This is a genomic window from Terrisporobacter vanillatitrophus (assembly GCF_051148895.1).
Taxonomy (GTDB): domain Bacteria; phylum Bacillota; class Clostridia; order Peptostreptococcales; family Peptostreptococcaceae; genus Terrisporobacter; species Terrisporobacter vanillatitrophus.
Map to the genome: position 1 here is coordinate 790844 of NZ_CP154625.1, position 25773 is coordinate 816616.

Genomic DNA, 25773 nt, shown 5'->3' on the forward strand with positions numbered 1-25773 from the left:
AAATTATTTATCAATTTCTTGTAAAACAACATCTAATGAATCATATAAATGTTTTTTTATAATCATTTCAGCTAAATCTATATCACGATTAACTATAGATTGCAAAATTTGCTCGTGTTCTTTTATTGCTTTTTCTCTTCTAATATGATCTTCTATAGATATAACTCTAAATCTATGAAGGTAGTTGTTCAAATTAGATATCATATTAGGCAATATTTTCATTTTGCTTAAATCATAAAGATTAGAATTAAACTCACCAAATAATTTAACGACTAGTTTAATATCACCATCTAAATTAGCTCTTTCTGTTTCCTCTAATAATTTTTTAATTCTGTCTACATCTGATTGAGTAATATGTTTCATTGCCTCTGTTGCCACTAATAATTCTAGAGAACTTCTTATTTTATAAATTTCAATAACATCTTCTTTTGTAATTCTATTAACAACAACACCTAACCTAGGAATATATTTTACTAAACCTTCTGCTTCTAGTTGTTTAAGTGATTCTCTAACAGGAGTTCTACTTATATTAAGTCTATCTGAATATTCTTTTTCTATGAATCGTTCTCCAACAGGAACTTTATTTTCAATTAATGTTTTTCTTATACTTTCATAAACTACATCTTTTATAGGTCTATTTTGTGATAGATCAGTATTATATACAAATTCATTCATCCAATTTTTCATAATTTTCTCCTTTCAAATGATTATATTGTCCTCAAAATAGAAAATTTATAAATTATTTAAAATAATCCTTTAATATTTCTATATAATCTAACATGTATTTTGTTAAGTAGATACCTTTTCTATGTGCAACTACTAATTGAAAACTAGTGCTAGGAGTACCTATAGAAAAATATTTAGGTGGATTAATTAAGTGCATATGTTTCAAATGATTTTCGGATACGAAACACACACCGAAATTAGAAGATGTTAGCCTGACAGCACATTCAATACTTCTAGTTCTCAATGCAATCTTGGGGTTGAAACCAGCTTTTTGAAAAATTTTATCGGCTATTTGACCTGTGCGTTGATAGGGAAAATGTAAAATAAAATTTTCGTCTTTAAATAAATTTATATCAATCCAATCATATTTACAGTCCTTTTTTTTTACTCCGCATTTTGACAAAGGATTATCTTTGCTAACAGCCAATGTTAATTCTTCGGTACCTAAAATTTCATACTCCAAATCAGGATGTATGACAGGATAATTAAAAACAGCTAAGTCAGCATCACCATTAATTAAAGCAGTTTCAGCATTTGCCGATGGACCTTCTATTAAATTTATCTCTACATGAGGATATTTCTCCATGAAAATAGGTAATGTTTCTGGAATCATATACCCACCTCTAGTAGAAGGAACAGCTATATTTAATCTACCCTTATTATTTTTACATATATCGCTTATTTCTGCATTAATTTTATTTCTTATTCTTAAAATATCTTGCGCATTTTCCAAATATCTTTCTCCTGCATAAGTAAGAGTAAACGTATGCCCTATTCTGTTGAAAAGGGGTGTACCTAATGTATCCTCCAACTTTTTTATATACTTACTTAATGATGGTTGAGAAATGTATAACTCTTGCGATGCTTTAGTAATATTCTTGTGCTTTGCCACAGAGACAACGTACTCTAACTCCTTAAAATCTAACAATATAGACCCTCCACTTTCACATTAAATATGAACTATAGCCTAAAGGCATAAAAAATATTCTTTTTATGTATTAGACTCTTTTTCAACAATATAATACAATAAAACAAGAGATAAGACAAGGTGAATTCAGGAAAATGTTATCAAGAAAATTAAAATTATCAATTTAAATTAAAAAATGGAGGGTTAAAAATGAATTCAAATTTAGCAATTTTAGCATTAGCAACGTTAGTAGTTGTAGTTGCATTTGGTTTTTGGAAAAAAGTAAATATAGGAGTATTAGCTATAGGTTTTTCTTTAGTATTAGGAACTATATGTAATATGACGTCAAAAGAAATATTAGCAGGTTTTGATGCACAATTATTTGCCACATTAGTGGGAGTTACATTTTTATTTAGTATAGCACAAGTTAATGGTACCCTAGAGCTTCTAGCGAATAAAGCTGTGGCTATGGTAGGGAAAAAGTCTTATCTTGTACCAATAATAATATTCTTCGTATCAGGAATATTATCGGCTATAGGTCCAGGAAATATTCCGATAGGATCTTTAATGACAGTTGTTGCTGTAACAATAGCAGTAGGTATGAAACAAAATCCAATTCTTTATGCCTTATTAGCAAAGTTAGCAGCTAATGCTTTTGCAATAACACCATTAACGCCAGCAGGAATAATTGCCAGTGATTTAGGTGCAAAAGTAGAAATGTTTGGTTTTGAAATACCATTAATGTTAAATGTAATGTTGTGGGGACTTATATTAGGTGTGGCATTTTGTATAATGTACAGATTAGACAAGATGAAACCTGAAATTTATCTTAAAAAAGAAGATATAGCAAAATTCAATAAAAATCAAATAATTACTTTAATAGGAATGATAGTTATGGTAATTCTGGTTGCAGGATTTGACCAAAATGTAGGTCTTGCATCATTCTTAGTAGCTTCAATATTAATGATATTAAAAGTTGGAGAACAAAAGAAAGCTTTATCAACAGTGCCATGGGGAACACTTATATTAATTTGTGGTGTTGGAGTACTTATGAATATAGTTGATCAAGTTGGAGGGATAGCATTATTATCAGACGGACTTTTATCAATAATGGGAGAAAAAACTGCGAGACCAATACTTGCTGGAACTGCTGGTTTATTATCATTATTCAGTTCAACAACAGGTGTGGTTATGCCGACGCTTATACCAACAGTACCATCTATAATGCAATCCTTTGGAGGAGCATTTAGTTTCGTTGAACTTACAAGTATAATAATATCTTCATCATTTGCAGCAGCATTTTCACCAGCATCAACAGGTGGTGGATTAATACTTGCAGCATATATGTCTGCCAGTGGAGCAGGAGAAGAAGAACAAAATAAATTATTCGGACAATTACTTATGATAGCATTAGGCTCTATACTATTTAATGTGTTCTTATCTTTCATAGGAATATATGGAATAATAGGTTAATTGCATAAAAAATACTAGTTTTAAAGCTAGTTTATGGATAATTTTGGAGGAAGAAAAATGGTTACATTAAAACAAGGTAAAGTATTACTTTATAACAATGAAATTATAGTGGAAGATGGATCTTTAGCTACATTAAATTATAAATTAAAAGAGATAGGTCAAGAACCTGAAATATCAATTCAAGGTGCAGAAGATAACACTATGGCTGCAAGTATATTTGCATCGCATAATAAATCAGAAGATAGAAATAAATTAAAATTAAAATTTGATTCTCTTACTTCTCATGACCTTACGTATGTGGGTGTTATACAAACAGCGAAAGCAAGTGGGCTTGAAAAATTCCCAGTACCTTATGTATTAACTAACTGTCATAACTCTTTATGTGCAGTAGGTGGAACATTAAATGATGATGACCATATATTTGGTTTAACTGCTGCTAAAAAATACGGTGGAATATTTGTACCTCCACATCAAGCAGTAATACACCAATACATGAGAGAAGAATATGCAACATGTGGGCATATGATATTAGGAACTGATAGTCATACTCGTTATGGAGCACTTGGAACTATGGGTATAGGAGAAGGTGGAGGAGAGATAGTTAAGCAACTTCTTGAAAACACTTACGATATGGATTATCCAGGTGTAATAGCTATTTATTTAGATGGTAAGGTAAGAAGAGGAATAGGACCTCAAGACGTGGCATTAGCCATAATAAGAGAAGTATTTGCAAACGGATTTGTTAAAAATAAAGTTATGGAGTTCGTAGGACCAGGAGTTAAAAATCTTTCTATAGATTTCAGAAATGGTATAGACGTTATGACAACTGAAACTACTTGTTTAACTTCTATATGGACTACTGATGAAAAAGTTAAAGAATATTTTGAAATACACAAAAGACCAGAAGCTTACAAAGAGTTAAAGCCAGGCAAAGTTGCAATGTACGATGGACTTGTAAAAGTAGATTTAGATAAAATAGAGTCTATGATAGCTCTACCTTTCCATCCAAGTAATGCATATACAATAAAAGAATTACAGGAAAACTTAGAAGAAATATTAGAAAAGACTGAAATAGAAGCACAAAAACAAATAAGTAATCCAAACTTAAAACTAGACTTAAGAAGTAAAATAGTTGATGGAAAACTTAAAGTAGATCAAGCTGAAATAGCTGGTTGCTCAGGTGGTACTTATGAAAATATACAAGCAGCAGCTAGAGTATTAGCAGGAAAAGAATTAACAGATGATTATTTCTCTTTAAGCATATATCCAGCAAGTACACCAATATATTCTCAAATGTTAGAAGATGGAAGTGCTAGAACGCTTACTCAAGCTGGTGCTTTAATAAAAACTGCATTCTGTGGACCATGTTTCGGTGCAGGAGATGTTCCAGCTCACGGATCATTATCAATAAGACATACAACTAGAAACTTCCCGAATAGAGAAGGTTCAAAACCAGGTGAAGGACAGTTAACTTCCGTTGCACTAATGGATGCAAGAAGTATTGCAGCAACTGCATTAAACGGTGGTATACTAACTGCAGCAACTGATATAGAATACGATGAAGTTGAAGTTAAATATGAATTTGATAAATCACCATATAAAAGAGTATTTGAAGGATTCAATAAAGGTGATGAAAGTCAAGAATTAAAAATGGGGCCAAATATAACTGAATGGCCAGAAATGATAGCTTTACAAGAAGATATATTATTAAATGTTGCTTCAGTAATAGGTGATCCAGTTACAACTACTGATGAATTAATACCATCAGGAGATGCAGCAACATATAGATCAAACCCTAGAAGAATGTCTGATTATACACTTTCTAGAAGAGATCCAGAATATGTACCTACAGCTAAAGCAATGCAAGCTCTAGAAGATGAAAGAAGAGCATTTGTAAAAGGTGAAAAGACTGAAATTTCGGAATATTTAAAAAAATTGGCATCGAAAATAAACTCAGAATGTTCAGTGGAAGAATTCTTAAGAAATACTGGATTTGGTAGTGTTGTATATGCAGTTAAACCAGGAGATGGTTCAGCAAGAGAGCAAGCTGCATCATGTCAAAGAGTTCTTGGCGGACTTGCAAATATAACTGTAGAATATGCTACTAAGAGATATCGTTCTAACTTAGTAAACTGGGGTATAATACCATTTACTGCTCATGAAAATATTATAAACGAATTAGATAGAAATGATTATATATATATACCAGAAATGAAAACTAAATTCATAAACGGTGAAAAAACTATAATAGCTAAAGTTATAGGTGAAAACAAAAACAAAGAAATAGAATTAAGACTTAATGATGTAACTGAAGAAGAAAGACAAGTTATATTAGATGGTAGTTTAATAAACTTCTATTCCAACCAAAAGTAAAAAGCTTATTCAAGAGGAGATAATAAATATGAATAAATTACAATGTAACATATTTAGAGGTGGAACAAGTAAAGGTGTATTTATAAATGAAGAAAGCTTACCACAAGATAAAGAAAAGTGGGAGGATATACTTTTATCAGTTATGGGAAGCCCTGACATTCGTCAAATAGATGGGTTAGGAGGAGCAACGTCAACTACTAGTAAAGTTGCTATAATATCTAAATCTGATAATCCTAAATGGGATGTAAACTATACATTTGCACAAGTATCTATAGATAAGCCTATAGTATCTTACAAAGGAAACTGCGGTAACATATCTTCAGCAGTTGGTCCTTATGCCATAGAGCAAGGATTAGTTGAAATAACTTCTCCTGAAACTGTTGTAAGAATATATAATACAAACACTAAAAAAATCATATACTCTCATGTGCAAACTCCTAATGGAGAGATAGAGTATGATGGTGATTTTTCAATAGCAGGTGTTCCGGGTACTGCATCAGTAATAAAACTTGCTTTCAAAGATCCAGCAGGAGCTATGACAGGTAAATTATTACCGACAGGAAATGTTGTAGATGTTATAGATGTGCCAGGATACAGACCAGTAGAAGTATCTTTAGTAGATTCATCAAATCCTCTTATATTTGTAAGAGCTAGTGATGTGGGACTTACTGGAAAAGAATTACCAGATGAAATAGATTCAAATAAAGAAATGTTAGAATTATTAGAAACTATAAGAGGTATAGGCGCTGTTAAACTTGGATTTATAGATAATTATAAAGAATCAGCTGAAAAATCTCCAGGTGTACCTAAATTAACTATAGTAGCAGAACCATCAACATATACAAATGTAAAAGGTGAAGTTATAGAAGAAAAAGATATAGATATATTAGGTAGAATGATGTCTATGCAGCTTACACATAAAACATATGCTTTGACAGGAGCATTATGTACAGCAACAGCAGCAAATATTGAAGGTACAATAGTAAATCAAGTTGTAAGAAAAGGATTTAATCCAGAAAGTATAAACATAGCCCATCCAGGTGGATTAATGCAAAATGGAGTAGAATGTCATGTGGATGAAAGTGGTAATATAGATGTGCCATGGGTATATGGATATAGAACATCTAGAATAATCATGGATGGAAATGTTTATTACAAATAAATTAAAAAACTAAAATAAAAATAAAGACCTAAAAAGTAGTCTTATAAGTATATGCTTTTTAGGTCTTTATTTTACTTATAAAGGAGTAGAAAATGAGTAAATTAGAGGATATATTAGATTTTAATAATAAGTTTGTAGAAAATAAAGAATATGAAGAATATATAACATCAAAGCATCCAAATAAAAAAATATTAATTTTATCTTGCATGGATGCTAGATTAACTGATTTGTTGCCTAAAGCTTTGAATGTTAAAAATGGCGATGCAAAAATAATAAAAAATGCAGGGGCCACAGTAATGCATGCCTTTGGAAGTATTATGAGAAGTATCATAGTTGCCATATATGAATTTGAAGTAGAAGAAGTATTAGTAGTTGGTCACCATAAATGTGGTATGTGTAATTTGGATACTGAAGATATTATGGAAAAAATAATAAGTAGAGGAATTTCTCAAGATGTTATAGATACATTATATAATTCAGATATAAATATAAAGCAATGGCTTCATGGTTTTAATTCCATAGATGAATCCATATATGATAGCGTAAATGCAATAAAAAAACACCCCTTAGTACCTAAAAATGTATTTATACATGGGCTGATTATGTGTCCAGAGACAGGTAAGCTAAAAACTATAATAAATGGGTATGAATAGGTTGAATGATATAGCTTTTTTTGTATAACAAGTATATAAAATTATATATTTTACAATATGATGAAATTTATTTATTATAGAAGTGTAAAAAGAAAACTTATTTATGCAAAATACAAATTTTAATTTATTATAAGCATAAAATATCTATGATTTTTAAGGTGAATTAAGAAAAACACTAAAAAAACTTGGTATTGAACGAATTAATATATATAATTGAAAATATATAAAAGACAAAAAGGACATGAACACAATATGCTTGTGAAAATGTTATTACAATAATATTGATAGGAGAGTGAGGATAAGATGAGTAAGTTAAAAATAACTGAAACGGCATTAAGAGATGGACATCAATCCTTAATGGCGACTAGACTGAAAACTGATGAAATAATTCCTATTTTAGAAACTATGGATAAAGTAGGTTATTACTCATTGGAAGTATGGGGAGGAGCTACATTTGATTCATGTATAAGATTCTTAAATGAAGACCCTTGGGAAAGACTTAGACTTATAAGAAAACATGTAAAAAACACTAAATTACAAATGTTACTTAGAGGTCAAAATTTATTAGGATACAGACATTATGGAGATGATACTGTAGAAAGATTCATAGAACTATCTATCAAAAATGGTATAGATATAATAAGAGTTTTCGATGCGTTAAATGATGTTAGAAACTTAGAAGAATCTATGAAAGCAATAAAGAAATACAATGGACATTGCCAAGCTGCAATATCTTATACAACAAGTCCAGTGCATACTACTGAGTACTATATAGAATTAATTAAAACTCTTGAAAAAATGGGTGCGGATTCTATATGTATAAAAGATATGGCAGGGGTACTTACTCCATACAATGCATATGACTTAGTTAAAAAAGTTAAAGCAGCAACTGAATTACCAATAGAGCTACATACTCACTGTACTGGTGGAATAGCAGAAATGACGTATATGAAAGCTGTTGAAGCTGGAGTAGATATAATAGATACTGCAATATCACCACTTAGTGGTGGAACTTCTCAACCACCAACTGAATCAATGGCGGTGACTTTATCTGAAATGGATAGAAATCCACAATTAGATATGGATGCTCTTTTAGAAGTAGCTGAATACTTCAAACCAATAAGAGATAAATACATGGAAGAAGGAATATTAAATCCTAAAGTATTATTAACAGATCCTCAAACTTTAAAATATCAAGTTCCAGGAGGAATGTTATCTAACTTATTATCTCAAATGAAACAACAAGGTGCAGAAAGCAAATACGAAGAAGTATTAAATGAAGTACCAAGAGTTAGAAAAGACTTGGGATATCCTCCACTAGTTACACCACTTAGTCAAATGGTTGGAACACAAGCATTATTCAATGTTTTAACAGGACAAAGATATAAAATGGTTCCAAAAGAAATCAAAGACTATGTAAAAGGATTATATGGACAAGCACCAGCTGATTTAGATCCAGAAGTTAAGAAATTAATAATCGGAGACGAAGAAGTAATAACTGTAAGACCAGCTGATTTAATAGGTTCTGAATTTGAAGCTATGAAAGAAGAAATAAAACACTTAGCTCAAAATGATGAGGACGTATTAGCTTATGCTTTATTCCCTCAAATAGCTCCTAAATATTTAGAACATAAATATAATAAAGCTACATCGGTAGAAGAAAAAGCAGAAGAAAGTAAAATAACACACATAGAAGTAACTATGTAGAGAATAGGTGATTAATATGCAAACGACATTTATGGAAGCTATATCTATTACTTTATCAAGTATGGCTATTGTTTTGGTTACTTTAGGTTTAATAGCACTTATATTAGAATCCTTTAGATTTATATTTAAACCTGAAGTACCTAAAGATAAACCGGTTGTAAATAAAGTGGTAGAAGAAGATGAAGAAGAAAAAGTGGTTGCGGCTATAGTAACATCTATAATTGCGGCAGAACAAGCTCAACACACTAACTTCCATGTTAGAAGTATAAAAAGAGTTAAATAATTTTTATTAAAAATAATTAAAATACAAAGAATGAAAGGGAGATTAAAAATGAGTATAAAAACATACAACGTTAAATTAAATGGAAAAGTTTATGAAGTAGAAATAGAAGAAGTGAAAGCTGGTATGCAACCAAGTATGTCTGCTACAACACCAAATCCAGAAGCTACACCAGCTACACCAGCAGGGGAAGGACATGAAGTAGTAGCACCATTACAAGGAAGTATGTTCAACATATTAGTTAAAGAAGGACAAACAGTTAAAAAAGGTGATGTATTAGCAGTACTAGAAGCAATGAAAATGGAAAATGAAATAGTATCACCAGTTGATGGTAGAGTATCATCTATACATGTAGAAAAAGGACAAAATGTAAATCTTGGAGATACAATTTTACAAGTGGCATAAGTAAAAACAGCTTAAGGAGGTAAATGACATGGGTCAAATGATATTAGGTTTCATAATGGAATCAGGATTCGCACAAATGGACATCAAACAGATAATAGTTATAGCCTTAGCTTGCTTTTTCTTATACTTAGCCATAGCAAAGGGATATGAACCTTATTTATTAATACCAATAGCAACTGGTATGCTTCTTGCAAATATGCCAGGTGTAGATTTAATGAAAGCAGCAACAGATAGTGAAAAGGGTGGGTTATTCTACTATCTATATCAAGGGGTCAAGCTCGGAATTTATCCACCATTAATTTTCTTATGTATAGGTGCAGGAACGGACTTTGGACCAATGATTGCAAATCCTAAAACAATGTTACTTGGAGGGGCTGCACAGTTTGGGGTATTCTTTGCATTCCTAGGAGCAATAGCATTAGGATTTACAGGACCAGAAGCAGCATCTATAGGTATAATAGGTGGTGCAGATGGACCAACTGCTATACAAACAACAGGTGCCCTAGCACCACACTTATTAGGTACGATAGCTCTAGCAGCATATTCATATATGGCATTAGTACCAGTTATCCAACCACCAATAATAAAAGCTCTTACAACTAAAGAAGAAAGAATAATAAAGATGGAACAAACTAGACCGGTTTCTCAAAAAGAAAAAATAATATTCCCAATAGTAGTTATGATAGTTGTTATAGGATTACTTCCAACATCTGCATCACTTGTGGGAATGCTAATGTTCGGGAACTTAATAAAAGAATCGGGACTTGTTCCAAAACTAGTTGAAACAGCTCAAAGTTCATTAATGTATATAATAACTATATTACTAGGATTAACAGTTGGAGCTACAACTAATGCAGAAACACTATTAAGTGTACAGACTCTTGGAATAATAGCAATGGGACTTGCAGCATTCTCTGTAGGAACTGCTTCAGGAGTTCTAGGTGGTAAATTAATGTGCAAATTAACTGGAGGAAAAGTAAATCCAATGATAGGTGCAGCAGGGGTTTCAGCAGTACCAATGTCATCAAGAGTTGTTCAAAAAATTGGACAACAAGAAAATCCTTCAAACTTCTTATTAATGCACGCAATGTCTCCAAATGTGGCAGGAGTTATAGGATCAGCAGTAGCTGCAGGTGTACTACTTAAGGTATTTGGAGCATAATTTGATAAAATAAAAAGCATCAAATATGCTTTGATTATCAAGATTAATAAAAAATAATATTAAAGATATAGTTAATATTGAGTAAAGTTAGTAAATTATCTATGTACTAATATTAATTAAATTTAAAAAAAAGCCGTTATCAATATGGGTTTTTATAAATGTTAGTAATAATTAGTGCATAGAAAATATATATAGTGATTCCTATTTAATAAAATAGCCACCTCTGAGCAAGGTGGCTATTTTATTTTTTTATTATAAGAATTTTATATTTTATAGGTAAAATATAAAATATAAAATTCATCTGTATTAATAGAGTAAGGACTTTGTATTATATACTTTTATCTATAGTTAAAATATATAATTATATATTTTACATTATATCAAACCCAGTTTATTATATATTGTGTATAGGAATTAATAAAAAAAATTAATTATAATTGTATTGTACAATATTGGATAAATAATAAAGGAGTGACATTATGAATTATAGTATAGCTTTAATAAAGGGAGATGGAATTGGTCCTGAAATAAGTAATGAAGCAGTTAAAGTCTTAAAAGAAATAGAAAAATTTTATGGACATAATTTTAAAATAAATGAATTGTATGGTGCAGGAGAAGCAGTTGATAAGTTTGGATATCCTATGCCAAAAGAAACGTTAGATACATGTATAGAAAGTGATGCAGTCTTAATTGGAAATATAGGAGGAAGTAAGTGGAACAATGTACCTCTTGATAAAAAACCAGTTAAAGCTATTTTAAAGATAAGAAAGGCTTTAAATGTTACTTCAAATTTAAGACCAATAACTTTAAACCAAAATCTAAGAGGATTTTCACCATTAAAAGAAAGTATAATATCAAAAGGTATAGATATACTTGTGGTTAGAGATTTAGCAGGAAGTGTGATTTGTGGAGAAAAAAAATTAGGTATTGGAAAGTTTGGTAGAGAAGGTAGTGATTTAGAATATTATAATGAAGAAATAGTAAAAAAATCAGCAAATAGGGCTTTTAGTGCCGCTTCTACGAGAAGAAATTTAGTATCAAGTATTGATAAATCAAATGTGCTTGCAAGTTCTATGCTGTGGAAAGAAGTTATAAATGAAACTTCTAAGAATTATCCAAAGGTTAAATTAAAACATCATCTAGTTGATACGGCAGCTATGGAAGTCATATTAAACCCAGAAAAATTTGATGTTATAGTAACTACGAATATGTTTGGAGATATATTAGCAGATGAACTTAGTCAAATAACAGGGACGGCTTGTATGTTACCTTCAGCAGAGTTAGATGCTAATGGAAAAGGGATATTTACACCTAACCAATTGCATCATCCAGATGAAAGCATAATAGGTATGGACAAAGCAAATCCTATAGGACTTATATCCTCTCTAGCTTTAATGCTTAGATATTCATTTGGTCTACATCAAGAAGCTGACATTATAGAAAGAGCTATAAATTTAGCCATAGAAAAAGGATATAGGACGGAAGATATATTTAGTAAAGGCACAAAATTAGTTGGGACTAAAGTGATGGGTAATGTGATTTGTAATTGTATAAATGAATTAGCTAGTGTAAATAAAGTTGTTATCTAAAATAACCTTCTATTTAAAATAGAGGGTTATTTTTTATATAACTTGTTATTGAAAAATAATAAAAAACAAAGTACTATTAAAATATAAAGTACTTCATATAATGAAGTAATACATATAGGGAGGTGAATGAGTTTGTGGATTTAAATAAAGAATTATTAAAAGGTCATATTGATACTTTGATTTTATCAATACTAAATCAAGAAGATTCTTATGGATATGAAATTGCCAAAATAGTCAAGGCTGAGACCACATTTGAATTGAAAGAAAGTACTATGTATGTTTCATTAAAAAGGTTAGAATCTAAAGGCTTAATAAAGTCTTATTGGGGTGACGATCAAGATTCGGGAGGAAGAAGAAAATATTACAATATAACAGAAGAAGGAAAAGAAGACTTGGATCTAAAAGTTGAAGAGTGGAATTTTATACAAGAAGTTATGAATAAATTTTTAAATAAGGGGAAATAAATTATGAAAATAATAGAGGGATATTTAGATAGATTGTATAAAAATGATGATAGTAAAGATGCAAAAGAAATAAAAGAAGAGATCAAGGAGCATTTGATAACTTCTGCCAAAGAATATATTAATCAAGGATATTCAGAAAATGAAGCACAAAATAAAGCAATTGAACAATTTGATGGAGGAAATGATGAAGAAGCATCTGTTGAACTACGCTCCTTATATACAAAGAAAATAGATGTAAAAAAAGAAAGAGTAAAAAAATTAGTAAGTTTAAGATTGAAGATACTTAATGCTTTTGGTTGGTTCTTTGGTGCGGCATGTTTAATTGCTTACAATAGTTTTTATAATAAAGTTCCTACTTGGTTAATGGTAGTATTAACAATATTAATAAGTATAGTAATTATTTTAAGTATTATAATTTTTACTTTAAAGAGGAGTATGGAATACTAATTAATAGTTGGATGTTAGAAAAATTTCATGGGGGGATATATATGAACGATAAATCATCATTAAAAGAAACTATAAATAATACAGAAGGATTAAATTTAAATAAAAAAATGAAATTATTCAAGGATACTAAATGGATATCATTTGGAACTTATATAATGACTGTTGAGTGTTATGTTTCTCATAAAGGTGTAGTAAGCTATGTGCCTATGATAAATATAATGAGTTATGAAGAGACTAGCACAGTAAAAGCATCATATAATGGCGAAAGCTACTATATAGAAAATAAAGAATTATGCAAGAACGTATCTGTAGGTGATAAGATAATAGTTACTATTAAATATTCTTATGATAAAGATGATAATCTAATATATACAAGTGTTCATCATAGTCATCCTTATCCACTAACTGATAATTAAAGATATAGGAAATTTAACAGGATATGAATATAAACAAGCACTTAATTTTTAAAATATTGCATAAAAAGGCCTCCTATAAAATAAGTTAAGATTTTTATAGAAGGCCTTTATAATTTTTATTTTATTAAATCATTTTCATCACTAGAAGTAGCGCATTCTACTGATGAAAAATTTTTATTTCTAAATGGCTCTAAGAAGCTTTCTTTATTAAACATAAACAATCCAGCTAAAATAATTATACCACCTAAAAGAGTGGCCTTATCAGGAACTTCACCCATCATTACAAATCCTAAGATTGTAGTTAAAAATGGTGTAACGAACATATAATTGCTTACATAAGTAGTTTTCTCTGCTATTGAAATGGCCTTTGCCCAGGCAATATAAGCAAGAGCTGAAGAAAATATTCCAAGAATTAAAACATATATTATATGTTCAATTGGAGCATGTAAAGTAGGTCCTACAGATGAAGGTAAGAAAATACATAAAAATGAAGTTCCAATAAAAATACTATAAGTACTAGCTTCTAAGGCTGTATATTTTTTTGTTAATTTTCTTTGGAGTAAATTATAAGTAGCTAGACAAAGTGCAGCTACTAATAACCATAAGACACCTTCATTAATAGATAGGGTACCATTCATTAAGGTTAATACTAAGATTCCTAGAAATTCAATTCCTATGGCAAACCATTGATATATTTTAAGTTTTTCATTATAAAAGAATGATGCTAAAAAGGCTGTAAAGACAGGAACCATAGCGATTACAATGCTAGCAGTTGCTGAAGTTACAAGTCCTGTACCTTTTGTAAATAGAATTACATAGATAAAAAAACCAATACATCCAGAAAGTATAAAGGTAAGAAAGTCTTCTTTCTTAGGCTTATTAATTTTCATAAAATAAATAATCACAACTAAAGTTAATGATGCTGATAAATATCTCAGAAAACTTAAAGTATATACATCAAAGTATTGAAGGGCTAGCCTAGTAAAAACAAAGGCCATTGCCCAAAATATTATTGTTATTATTGCATAAAAATGATAGTTTTTCTTCATAATATTTTCCCTCCTATAGTTTTATTTTAAATTAGTAAAATACATTAATAAGTGAATTATAACAGTTGCAAGCCTGTTATAGCAACGTAAAATACATGATAATTAAGGAGAATTGGTGTATAATTCAAGTAAGAGATAAAATTACGTAAGAAAAAATTGGGGGGATAATATGGTTCAAACTATAATAAGAGTGGGAAGTATTATTTTATTATTTTTAATAGTAACTAATATTTGGGCACAAAAAAGAGCAAGAGATGAAGGACAAAATAAAAATAGCAAAAAGAAATAGTAATTAGACATTATAGCATCTTTAAAAAAAGATGCTTTTTTAGATATACAGTTAATTAGGTGTAAGGAATTTTAATCTGAAAAGGGGAGTTCTATGAAAAATTTAATTAAGAAATATATAGTAGATTATGTGAAAGAATATGAAAAAAGAGATAATATAAGTGCAACTTGGAGAGAACCTTTAGTTGGCTTTGCTGATGCTAATCATAAAGATATTGCACGTATAAGAGAGTATACTTTTGAAGAACATTTGATGCCTAGTGATATATTAGATGATCCAACTATCATTATTGCTTATTTTGTTTCTTTTACTAAAGATATAGCTTACTCCAATGTTGATGGAGAGTTAGCATCAGAAAAATGGACTTTAACTTATCAAGAAACTAATGAAATGTTTATTAAGTTAAATGATTATCTTATTAAAAAAATAGAAGAAATGGGATACAAGGCAGCTGTATGTGAAGTAGCCGGTGATTTTAAAACAGATATATTAAAAAGTAAATGGTCTCATAGACATATGGCAAAGGTAGCAGGTCTTGGAACTTTTGGAATTAATAATATGTTAATTACTAAAGAAGGATGCTGTGGAAGATATTTCACAATAGTTACAAACTTACCAGTAAGTCCAGATAAACCATTAGAAGAAGAAAATTGCTTGTATAAAAGAAACAAAAGTTGTTTAGTATGCGTAAAGCGTTGCTTCAGTGGAGCATTAAATGAGAATAATTATGATAGATTTAAATGTTATGAAACTTGTATGAAGAGTTTTGATAAGTATGAAAAATTATATGGAAGTAAAGAAGTAGAAAAAGGTAAGCCAAGGGGAGGAAGTGAGGTTTGTGGTAAATGTGTAGTAAATTTACCATGTTCATTTAAACAACCTTAAATATTATTTATTTCGTGAAAAAGAGCTAAGCCACCTTAGCTCTTTTTCTTTGTACCGTATTTTTTAGGGGTTTTAAGTATATTTAAAAGAAAATTAACAAAAGCATGCAAATTTAATATAAATAATTGCAACTAATTATGATATAAAACTTAATTACTTTAAAAATATTATTATCTTTGTGATATAATAGTTAATCAGAGTTAATAATTAAAGATAAGTAAATAAAAATCTTGAGTGAAACGAATTTTAAATATAGATTGAGCAGGTGATAAAATGGAAAATAAATTTTTACCAATATGTAAAGAAGACATGATAGAAAGAGGATGGGATGAGTGTGACTTTGTACTTGTTACAGGAGACGCTTATGTTGACCATCACAGTTTTGGGACAGCCATTATATCAAGGGTGTTAGAGCATGCTGGATATAAAGTAGGAATAATTGCTCAACCTAACTGGAAAACAACAGAAGACTTTATGAAGCTTGGAAGACCAAGACTAGGTTTCCTTGTTAATGGAGGAAACATGGACCCTATGGTAAACCATTATTCTGTTAGCAAAAGACAAAGAGATAAAGATCTTTACTCTCCAGGTGGGGAAATGGGTCATAGACCAGATAGAGCTACAATAGTTTATTGTAATAGAATAAGAGAAGCATACGGAGACATTCCACTTGTAATAGGAGGAATAGAAGCATCACTAAGAAGATTTGCTCACTATGATTACTGGAGTGATCAAGTAAGAAAATCCATATTAGTAGATAGTGGAGCTGACTTATTAGTATATGGAATGAGTGAAAGACAAATAGTTAAAGTTGCAAATGCTATAAATGATGGATTTGATCCTAAATATATAAGCTTTATAGACGGAACTTGCTACATGGCAGATAGTTTAGATGAAGTATATGTTGATTATGTATTAACGCCTTCATTTGAAGAAATAAAAAAAGACAAAGTTAAATTTGCACAGGCTTTTAAAATACAAGAAGCAGAGCAAGATCCATTTAGAGGAAAAGCAGTAGTTCAACCTCATGGAAATAAATTTATGGTTCAAAATAAACCAGAACCGCCACTAAGTAGAGAAGAATTAGACGAAGTATATGCACTACCATATACTAAAAATTATCATCCATCATATGAAGCTAAGGGTGGAATACCAGCTTTAAATGAAGTTAAATTCTCAATAGTAAGTTCTAGAGGATGTTTTGGAAGTTGTTCATTCTGTGCAATAACTTTCCACCAAGGTAGAGCTGTACAAAGTAGAAGTCATGAATCTATACTAGAAGAAGCAAAGGAAATTACACATTTACCAGACTTTAAAGGCTATATACATGACGTAGGTGGACCTACTGCAAACTTCAGACAAGAAGCTTGTAAAAAACAAATAACAGAAGGAAAAGGTGGATGTAAAAATAGACAATGTCTAGATCCATCACCATGTAAAAACTTAAATGTAGACCACAGTGACTATATAAGTCTTCTTAGAAAAGTTAGACAATTACCAGGTGTTAAAAAAGCATTCGTACGTTCAGGAATTAGATACGATTATGTAATGGCTGATAAAGACAATACATTTATGAGAGAATTAATTAAACATCATGTAAGTGGACAGCTAAAAGTTGCTCCAGAGCACGTTGCAGAAGAAGTACTTTATTATATGCAAAAGCCAGCAGGAGAAACTTACGATAGATTTAGACAAAAATTCTTCGCAATGAATGAACAAGTGGGATTAAAACAATACTTAATACCATATTTAATGTCTTCACATCCAGGTTCTACATTAAGTAGCGCAATAGAGCTAGCTGAGTATTTAAGAGACATAAAGTATCAACCAGAACAAGTTCAAGATTTCTATCCAACACCAGGAACATTATCAACAACAATGTTTTACACAGGATTAGATCCAAGAACTATGAAGGAAGTTTATGTGCCAAAATCTAAAACTGAAAAAGCAATGCAAAGAGCTTTACTTCAATATTCTGCACCTAGGAACTATGAATTAGTTCATAGAGCTTTAGTTGAAGCAGGTAGAGAAGACTTAATCGGACTTGGGCCTAGATGTTTAATCAAACCTAAAGATGCTAGAGGAGCATTAAATAGACAATTTGATAAAAATAAGAAAAATAATAAATCTAATGAGAAAAATTCTAAAAGTGGAAGAAATAATAACACTGATAGAAGAAACAATAAAAGTAACTCAAAAGATAACAGAAACGATAATTCAAAAGGTAAAAAAAGAACTAAGAGATAAGAATTATGTTTATATAAAGAGCTATCCTACAACAAAAATATTGTAAGATAGCTCTTTTTTTATATTCAACTATATAATCAATTATAAAATAATAAATGCTATGTTAACAAAATACTAGTAACAAAAGATAATATAACAACCAAAATAAAATTGGAGAACTCTAAATTATGGCCATTACATCCTATTATAAACTTTATAATTATATCTATAAGTATAGGGATAATACTTATTTTAGAAACTATGAGTAAAAGAAAAGCAATAAAAAATTTATAAAAGAAAAGAAGATTCAATAGTTAAGTTGTAAAAACCTTGATATATTCATATAGACATATATCAAGGTTTAATTTTTATTATATGAAGTTTATAAATAGTGTTATTATGGCTGAATTGACAAAGTCAATAAATAAACAACCAACGATAGGAACTACAAAATATGGAGTATGAACAAATCCATATCTGTTAGTTAGCTCGTCCATATTTGCAATAGCATTTGGAGTGGCACCCATTCCAAATCCACAAGTTGCAGATGCAAAGATTACGGCTTCGTAGTTTTTACCCATAATTCTATAAGTAATAAAATAAGCAAAGCATCCTACTAGTATAACTTGGGCAAATAACATAATCATAAGAGGTAAAGCTAGATCAAATAATTGCCAAAGTTTTAATCCCATTAAGGCCATTGTTAAAAAGAATGATAAACTAAGAGATCCTAAAGTTTCGATTTCTTTTTCTACAATTTCTTTTCCAAGAAAATCATATAGATTTCTTATTATGGCAGCTGCAAGCATTGCTCCTATATATGATGGAAATGTTAATCCTGAGTTTTGAATTAAGTCAGATATTATCGATCCAAGTCCCATAGCAAGGAATAAGAAAGATGCACCAGTCATTAATTTTTTTAAACACAAAATATTTTGGTTTTCTTCGTTAAAATCTCCAACTTCTTTTGGAGGAACTTTAGAATTTTCATCATGAACTGTTTTTATTTTATGATTGTGTATCAGATTTCTAGCAACTAATCCACCGATAATACTTCCCGTTACTAAGCCAAATGTAGCAGAAGCAATAGACACTGTTGTAGCACCAGATATGCCCATATTTTCTAGTAAAGGTCCAAAAGATCCTGCAGTACCGTGACCTCCTATCATAGGTATAGATGCTGTACAAAGGCCAAGTAGTGGTTGTAAATTAAATAGTGATGCCAATGTTACACCAACTGTATTTTGTAATACAACAAGTAAAATTGCAAGGCCAAGGAAAGTAACAACTTTAATACCACCTTGTTTTAATATTTTAAAACTAGCAGTAAATCCTATGCTAGTAAAAAATGCTGTCATGAAAATTTCTTGTAAAGTTGTATCTAAGTTTATAGTTGCTATGTTCGTAATTTTTAATATAAGAATAAATATTGCAAATATAAATCCACCTACTACTGATGGAGGGATGCAATATTTTGATAGTATAGAAAATTTATTTCTTAAATATTTACCAATATAAAATACAATGGAAACTAAAGCCATAGTCTCATAGATGTTTAAATTAAATTCCATTTATTGATTAGTCCTTTCTATATAATGATTTTTGAAAATATAATATATATAATATATGATATAAATTTTAATGTAAAGGCAAATTACAGTATAAACATATATATAAAATTATAAAGAAGCGGATATTTTATTGTACGAGGCAAAGAAAAAAGGAAAAAATAGCTTTATATTAAGCTAAAAAGCATGTTGAAAAATCCACATGCTTTTTAATTATACAGATCTACAGCAAGATTATTTAAAGCAACTCTATCTACAATTACTAAAGATCTTTTTTCTTTTTTAATAATATTTTTTGAACAAAGTTTATCTACTACTCTCAAAAAATGCCTATAATCTGATCCAAGAAGCTCTGATAATTGAGTGAAGTTATCCGTGACAATCTTATCCTCAGGTGTTAAATCATTTGGATAAAGTGCAAGTAAATAACTTGCTAGTCTATTTTCCAATGGATAAAGTACATTTAAAGAAGTAGACGCTGATGTAGATGTTAATTTAGAGCTTAGATGCTTGCAAACGAAACTTAAAAATTTAGGATCGTAAGTTGAGATTTCATGAACAATATGCAAAGGAACACCTACACATAGACAATCTTCAATAGCTTGTATATTACAATCAGCATTTTCATTGCAAGTAACTTCCACATCTCCAATCACTTGAAGAGGAGAATAAAATCGAATAAGCAGAGATTTTCCGTTGGGAGTGGAAATATAAACTTTTGCTCTCCCTTTCACAAAAAAGTAAAAATAATCTAATCTATCACCTTTAACACAAATATGAGACCCCTTTTTAAAATAATGAAGTTCCATGTATTTCTCTATATTTTTAGTAAAAATTCCATTAATTTGAAATTTACTAATATAATAACTTAATTTAATTTTATCATTTAGTATTATCATGTTTATATCCTCAAAAAAATTAAAAAATATGTCATATGCCATAATATCTAGTGATAATTTTTTGATATTATAGTTAAGCTAATAAAAAAGTATTATATCATATAGGAGGCTAAAATGACATTGAAAAAAATTGTATGTTTAATGACGGTACTTATAATGACTGCATCTTCATTAGTAGGATGTGGGAGCAATAAAGATAACGGAGCTAAGAAAGAAGAATTAAAAGTAACAATGGTTACTAGTGTTGGTGGAGTAACTGACGGAAGTTTCAACCAAAGTGCTTGGGAAGGTCTTCAAAAATCAGAAAAGGATTTAGGAATAAAAGCAAGCTATATAGAATCAAAGCAAGAAGCAGATTATGTAACAAATTTAGAGCAAGCAGTAGATAGTGATAATGATTTAATTCTTGCAACAGGATTTCCAATGCAACAAGCATTATTAGAAGCAGCTAAAAATTATCCAGATCAAAAGTTTGCTATAGTTGATGTAGATTATGGAGATGAAACACCTGACAATGTTACATGTATATCATTTAATGAAGAACAATCAGGATACGTAGTAGGTTTAGTTGCAGGTAAAATGACAAAGACTAATAAAGTTGGATTTGTTGGTGGAATGAATAATGTAGTTATTAACAAATTCCAAGCTGGATATGAAGCAGGTGTAAAAGAAGCTAATCCAGAGGCAACAATTTTAGTACAATATGTTAATTCATTTGCAGATCAAGCAAAAGGTAAATCTATAGCTAATCAAATGTACAATAACAAAGCAGATATATTATTTGCATGTGCAGGTGATAGTGGTTTAGGAGTACTTGAATGTGCGAAAGAAACAGGAAAATATGCTATAGGTGTTGATAGAGACCAAAATAATGTGGCACCGGACAATATACTTACATCAGCAATGAAAAAAGTAAATGAGGGCGTTTACACATTAGTTAAAAACTTAAACGATGGTACATTTGATGGTGGTAAAACTTTAGTATTCGGCTTAAAAGAAGAAGGTATCGGACTTGCCCCATCAACAGATAAAAATGTTCCAAAAGAAGTAATAGATTACGTTAATGGAAAAATAGAAAAAATAATAAGTGGAGAAATTGTAGTTCCAAGTAAATAAGTAAAAAGTGGCCCAATTTAAGCCACTTTTTTTATATGTTAATTTATATAAATATATATTAGTATTATATTAATAAAAATAGATATTAATATGGAATTAATGTTAAATTTTACTAAAAATGGTCGGATTATAGAGTATAAGTACTTTAAAGCTAAAGTGATAGTTTATTAAAAGAAGTAGTTAGTATTTACGTTAAATTAAATAATTAATAATTATAAAATAGTATAAAAAATAATAAAACTTTTTATACTATTTACACGTCTAATATATGGGAGAGTCTTTTTTATATGACGAATTTGTAAGTTGAAATATGAATATTTTAGTGTGATAATAAAATAAGGAAGTTACGCTTTTAACGAGAGTAAATATGAAGGGAGCTAATAACAATCGAAAAATTTTTAAAGAAACTTTTAATATTGATATTAGTTGTATTTGTAGGAATATGGGGGTATAACTTTTTAAAAGAAAAGTATATACAGCAAATAAATGAGAAGTATGAACAAGAAACTAAAAATATGAGTAAAGATGATTTAAAAATAATAAATGAGGTTATTTCTTTAGCAAAAGAAAGAGAAGGACAGGAATACACTTGGGGTGGTAAGGGAGAAATAATAACGAAAGAAAGATTAGAAGAACTTATAGGTTATTATAGTGAAAGTTATTACCCTTTAGATAAAAAAGATTATATAGGAAAACAAGGATTTGATTGTTCGGGGCTTACTTATTGGACTTATAAAACTATAACTAATGTAAACATTGGTTATTCTACAATTGAACAAAGAGACGTATTACAGGATTATAAAGTTCAAATGAAAAATATTCAACCAGGGGATCTTATTTTTACACCAGGTCATGTAGTCATGTATATTGGAAGAGGAAAAATAATCAACTCAGCCAATAGAAACCCTTATCCTATAGGAGGAATAAAGATACAGTCTGTTTTACTTTATAAAAAAGGACAGGTATATCGTCCTATAGATTACATTAATGCATATTTAAAATAATAAAATTAGTAAGTTAGATTTCATTAGGGGAAGTATTTTAGGGGGAGTTTTATATATGATAGATATAATAAATTTAAGCAAAAAATTTGGAAAAGTACATGCATTGGATGATGTGTCTTTTCAGATAAAAGAAGGAAAAATAATAGGCATATTTGGAATAAATGGAGTAGGGAAATCAACCATATTAAAATCTATAGCTGGTGTTATTAGACCAGATAAAGGTAAAATCCTTATAGATGGTGAAGAGGTTAATCCTAAATTATATAATAAAATAGCCTTTGTGCCAGATATGGATACTTATTTTCCCAACCTTACAATAAAGGATACTTTTGCATTTATGAAAGAGTTCTATGAAAATTGGGATGAAGAAAAGGCAACAAATATGTTAAAAATGTTCAATCTTGCTGATGATAAAATGATAAGTACTTTATCCAAAGGAAATAGAGCAAGGATTAAAATTATTCTTGGTTTTGCACAAAATGCCAAATATATCTTATTAGATGAACCTTTTTCTGGAATAGATATTTTTAAAAGAGAAGAATTTATTAAGGCTATGGTAGAATACATTTCTCCGGAACAAAGTATCATAATAACAACTCATGAAATTGCAGAAATTGAAGAAATAGTTGAAGAGGTAATAATACTTCATGAAGGGAAATTAGCATTTAATTTTAATGTGGAAGAAGTTAGAAAAAATGAAAATAAATCTATTATAGATAAAATGAGGGAGGTATATAGGGGTGAGTAGGATTTTAACACTCTATGATATAGAGTTTAAAAGAATTAAAAAAATCTATTTCTCTATATTAGGATTGCTTATAATAAGTAATCTTATCTGGTTTGTTTATAACCTACATTCAGTAGCTAAACAAGTTCAAGAAATTTTGAACATAAGGGGAGGAGTAGGTTTATTTAAATCCGAAGAGGCATACATGATTATAAAAAATGGAGGGTTAATATATTCATTGTATGTTTTATCTTTATTTTTTATGATTTTAGCACTTATATGGTGTTTATATTACACACTATTAATATGGTATAAAGACTTTTCAAATAAAACAAAGGTAGTTTATACTTTGTTTACTTTACCTTATAATAAGTTTAATGTATTCATATCAAAATTAATAACAGTAGTATCATTTATATATGGGGTATTAGTAACACAACACATATTATGGATTTTAGAAATATTCATAATAAAAAGCTTTACGGGTATTAATATTAGCGAAATTATTCATATTGTAAATTATAACAACTCAATGAGCTTTTTATTTATGGGAGTGCCCATATACCCATTAGAAATATTTATGTACTATGTAGTAGGACCTATTTTAGCAGTTATAGTTTTGTTTACAGGAGTATTGATTCATAAATCCTTTGATAAATTAGGTGGATTTTTAGGTTTGTCTTATATTGCAATTTCTGCATTTGTATATATGTTTATATCAACTACTTCTATTATATTTACAGATGAGTTGTTAAAAAATCATTTTTTATATTACATAGTTATGGGGGGATTATCCCTTATTATTTCTTATAGATTATTAAATAAAAGAATACATGTTTAGGGGGATATTATGGATAAAAGAATTTCAAGGATATTTTTAATTACTGTATCATTAGCCATGATATTAATTATTTTCTCCTTAAGTTTTATTACAAAAGATAAGATAGATATAGAAGATATATCTGGAGATAGAAGCGTCCTTGGAGATATGAATATTGTTTATCAAAAAAGAAAAGGTACCTATGAAACAGATAACATTATTATATCTAAAGATAAGGAAAAAATTAAAAAAAATGTAAAAGAAGGTGTTACAAATTTCTCCATATCAAAGGAAAATATAGATAATAGAGAATTATTGCAGATTTCCAATGATAAAAGTAATATCTGTGAAACTGATGATGAAATTACTAACGTATCTCTTTTAAGCACTTATTCACCTTATAATGGCAATGAAATGATAGTATATATTGATATAAAAGATAAAAAAAGTTCAAAAATAAAAAATTATGAAATAAAAATAGATGATACTATTAATGTAAGTGGAGATAGTATTTATCAAGCTTTACCAATGAGGGATAAGGACAATATTTATTTAGCTATTATTTCATCCGTTTATGATGATAATGAACAAGATGAAAATAAATTACAAAATAATGAAGGAGATATTTATAAACAAACTTATTTAAGTTTATTTAAATTAAATTTATCTACCCAACAATCAAGGAGTATTTTAACTAAGTCATATGATCCTAATGAAATGTATACAAATGGTGAAGTTGGATTTGTAAAAGACAATGTGGCATATTTTATTACTCACATAAAAGACGAGATAACTAAAGAAATTAATACATGCTTATTTGGTTTTAATATTATTACTAAAGAAATAAATATTATTAATTTAGGTGTTGGTAATCAAAATATAACAAACTACTATATTGATGATAATGAAGTGTTACTTTGTTGTGAGGTAGATCAAACAAGTAAAATAGTTAAGACTTTAGTAGTTGATTTGTATAATAAAAAAACAATAAGTACAAATGAAATAGATGTTAAATCTAAAGGTGGTTATAATAGATACATTTTACAAACGAGACGTGATAATGACAAAACGTATCTTGTAATGTGTGATTATAAAGATGATGATCATGTATACTATGGAAATGGATCTCCAGATATGGATTATTATATTTATGTTATAAATGAAAAAAATAATGAAATTTTATACACTGGTAAAATAAAAGAAAAAATTATGTATAATATAGCTTTTGGAATTGTAAAAGATGAAGAATTATAACAAGAAAACCCCCTTGGAATTGTCTAAGGGGGTTTCTTGTTATATGGATAAATAAAGATAATTTTACATAATATTGAAATTTGGTAACATTTCTGTAATTACCTATGTTACTATTTTGTAATTCAAAGTAACAAGTATGTAACTGTAATCTTTCAAGGGGTAATGATATTAT

24 protein-coding genes are annotated in these 25773 nt (G+C 29.2%); 19 read left to right on the forward strand and 5 right to left on the reverse strand.

Annotated features, from left to right (window positions below):
• Positions 1 to 3: 3 nt before the first annotated feature.
• Together TVTCOM_RS04020 and TVTCOM_RS04025 are read right to left on the reverse strand one after the other, a co-directional pair.
• On the reverse strand, positions 4 to 687 hold the full coding sequence (locus TVTCOM_RS04020) for a GntR family transcriptional regulator (protein ID WP_434798566.1): 684 nt from the start codon (positions 685 to 687) through the stop codon (positions 4 to 6).
• Between the two features lie 52 nt (positions 688 to 739).
• Entirely contained in the window at positions 740 to 1654 is a 915-nt protein-coding gene (locus TVTCOM_RS04025; RefSeq protein ID WP_434798567.1) for a LysR family transcriptional regulator, read from the reverse strand.
• Between the two features lie 189 nt (positions 1655 to 1843).
• Here TVTCOM_RS04025 and TVTCOM_RS04030 point away from each other — a divergent pair, with 189 nt between their 5' ends.
• The 12 genes from TVTCOM_RS04030 to TVTCOM_RS04085 all read left to right on the forward strand — a co-directional run bounded on the left by TVTCOM_RS04030 (position 1844) and on the right by TVTCOM_RS04085 (position 13764).
• A complete protein-coding gene (locus TVTCOM_RS04030; protein ID WP_434798568.1) occupies positions 1844 to 3106 on the forward strand; it encodes an SLC13 family permease in 1263 nt (420 codons plus the stop codon).
• Between the two features lie 57 nt (positions 3107 to 3163).
• Positions 3164 to 5479 (forward strand): hydratase, encoded by a 2316-nt coding sequence (locus TVTCOM_RS04035; protein WP_434798569.1) that lies wholly within the window; start codon positions 3164 to 3166, stop codon positions 5477 to 5479.
• Positions 5480 to 5507: 28 nt separating this feature from the next.
• The gene (locus TVTCOM_RS04040; protein ID WP_434798570.1) at positions 5508 to 6641 is read left to right on the forward strand and encodes a 2-methylaconitate cis-trans isomerase PrpF family protein; all 1134 of its coding nucleotides are present in this window, start codon (positions 5508 to 5510) and stop codon (positions 6639 to 6641) included.
• Positions 6642 to 6733: 92 nt separating this feature from the next.
• The gene (locus tag TVTCOM_RS04045) at positions 6734 to 7294 is read left to right on the forward strand and encodes a beta-class carbonic anhydrase (RefSeq protein ID WP_434798571.1); all 561 of its coding nucleotides are present in this window, start codon (positions 6734 to 6736) and stop codon (positions 7292 to 7294) included.
• Positions 7295 to 7597: 303 nt separating this feature from the next.
• Complete coding sequence (locus tag TVTCOM_RS04050) at positions 7598 to 9001, forward strand: oxaloacetate decarboxylase subunit alpha (RefSeq protein WP_434798572.1); 1404 nt, start codon at positions 7598 to 7600, stop codon at positions 8999 to 9001.
• A 16-nt stretch (positions 9002 to 9017) separates the two neighbouring features.
• Entirely contained in the window at positions 9018 to 9284 is a 267-nt protein-coding gene (locus TVTCOM_RS04055) for an OadG family transporter subunit (RefSeq protein WP_434798573.1), read from the forward strand.
• A 48-nt stretch (positions 9285 to 9332) separates the two neighbouring features.
• Positions 9333 to 9686 carry a biotin/lipoyl-containing protein gene (locus tag TVTCOM_RS04060; protein ID WP_434798574.1) on the forward strand — a complete coding sequence of 118 codons (354 nt, stop codon included), beginning with the start codon at positions 9333 to 9335 and terminating at the stop codon, positions 9684 to 9686.
• A gap of 28 nt (positions 9687 to 9714) precedes the next feature.
• Entirely contained in the window at positions 9715 to 10848 is a 1134-nt protein-coding gene (locus tag TVTCOM_RS04065) for a sodium ion-translocating decarboxylase subunit beta (RefSeq protein WP_434798575.1), read from the forward strand.
• A gap of 479 nt (positions 10849 to 11327) precedes the next feature.
• A complete protein-coding gene (leuB, locus tag TVTCOM_RS04070) occupies positions 11328 to 12437 on the forward strand; it encodes a 3-isopropylmalate dehydrogenase (RefSeq protein ID WP_434798576.1) in 1110 nt (369 codons plus the stop codon).
• 134 nt (positions 12438 to 12571) lie between these two features.
• Complete coding sequence (locus TVTCOM_RS04075) at positions 12572 to 12901, forward strand: PadR family transcriptional regulator (RefSeq protein WP_434798577.1); 330 nt, start codon at positions 12572 to 12574, stop codon at positions 12899 to 12901.
• A gap of 3 nt (positions 12902 to 12904) precedes the next feature.
• Complete coding sequence (locus TVTCOM_RS04080) at positions 12905 to 13348, forward strand: permease prefix domain 1-containing protein (protein ID WP_434798578.1); 444 nt, start codon at positions 12905 to 12907, stop codon at positions 13346 to 13348.
• Between the two features lie 41 nt (positions 13349 to 13389).
• Positions 13390 to 13764, forward strand: coding sequence for a DNA polymerase III subunit delta (locus TVTCOM_RS04085; RefSeq protein WP_434798579.1), 375 nt, complete (start codon positions 13390 to 13392; stop codon positions 13762 to 13764).
• Positions 13765 to 13880: 116 nt separating this feature from the next.
• Here the strand turns inward: TVTCOM_RS04085 and TVTCOM_RS04090 are convergent, their stop codons facing one another.
• A complete protein-coding gene (locus tag TVTCOM_RS04090) occupies positions 13881 to 14813 on the reverse strand; it encodes a DMT family transporter (RefSeq protein ID WP_434798580.1) in 933 nt (310 codons plus the stop codon).
• A gap of 382 nt (positions 14814 to 15195) precedes the next feature.
• Here TVTCOM_RS04090 and TVTCOM_RS04095 point away from each other — a divergent pair, with 382 nt between their 5' ends.
• Both TVTCOM_RS04095 and TVTCOM_RS04100 read left to right on the forward strand, forming a co-directional pair.
• Complete coding sequence (locus TVTCOM_RS04095; RefSeq protein ID WP_434798581.1) at positions 15196 to 15987, forward strand: epoxyqueuosine reductase; 792 nt, start codon at positions 15196 to 15198, stop codon at positions 15985 to 15987.
• 273 nt (positions 15988 to 16260) lie between these two features.
• Positions 16261 to 18234 carry a YgiQ family radical SAM protein gene (locus TVTCOM_RS04100; RefSeq protein ID WP_434798582.1) on the forward strand — a complete coding sequence of 658 codons (1974 nt, stop codon included), beginning with the start codon at positions 16261 to 16263 and terminating at the stop codon, positions 18232 to 18234.
• Between the two features lie 350 nt (positions 18235 to 18584).
• Here TVTCOM_RS04100 and gltS read toward each other — a convergent pair whose 3' ends face one another.
• Both gltS and TVTCOM_RS04110 read right to left on the reverse strand, forming a co-directional pair.
• Positions 18585 to 19784, reverse strand: coding sequence for a sodium/glutamate symporter (gene gltS, locus TVTCOM_RS04105; RefSeq protein ID WP_434798583.1), 1200 nt, complete (start codon positions 19782 to 19784; stop codon positions 18585 to 18587).
• A 206-nt stretch (positions 19785 to 19990) separates the two neighbouring features.
• Positions 19991 to 20680: a cyclic nucleotide-binding domain-containing protein gene (locus tag TVTCOM_RS04110; protein WP_434798584.1), complete on the reverse strand. Its 690-nt coding sequence runs from the start codon at positions 20678 to 20680 to the stop codon at positions 19991 to 19993.
• Between the two features lie 114 nt (positions 20681 to 20794).
• Between TVTCOM_RS04110 and TVTCOM_RS04115 the strand changes: the two genes are divergently transcribed.
• The 5 genes from TVTCOM_RS04115 (at position 20795) to TVTCOM_RS04135 (ending at position 25601) form a co-directional block, all read left to right on the forward strand.
• Complete coding sequence (locus TVTCOM_RS04115) at positions 20795 to 21796, forward strand: BMP family lipoprotein (protein WP_434798585.1); 1002 nt, start codon at positions 20795 to 20797, stop codon at positions 21794 to 21796.
• 416 nt (positions 21797 to 22212) lie between these two features.
• Positions 22213 to 22800, forward strand: a complete 588-nt coding sequence (locus tag TVTCOM_RS04120; protein ID WP_434798586.1) for a C40 family peptidase — start codon at positions 22213 to 22215, stop codon at positions 22798 to 22800.
• A gap of 55 nt (positions 22801 to 22855) precedes the next feature.
• Entirely contained in the window at positions 22856 to 23548 is a 693-nt protein-coding gene (locus tag TVTCOM_RS04125; protein WP_434798587.1) for an ABC transporter ATP-binding protein, read from the forward strand.
• Entirely contained in the window at positions 23541 to 24368 is an 828-nt protein-coding gene (locus TVTCOM_RS04130; protein ID WP_434798588.1) for a hypothetical protein, read from the forward strand. Before TVTCOM_RS04125 ends, TVTCOM_RS04130 begins: the two co-directional genes overlap by 8 nt.
• A gap of 9 nt (positions 24369 to 24377) precedes the next feature.
• On the forward strand, positions 24378 to 25601 hold the full coding sequence (locus TVTCOM_RS04135) for a hypothetical protein (RefSeq protein WP_434798589.1): 1224 nt from the start codon (positions 24378 to 24380) through the stop codon (positions 25599 to 25601).
• Positions 25602 to 25773: the final 172 nt, after the last annotated feature.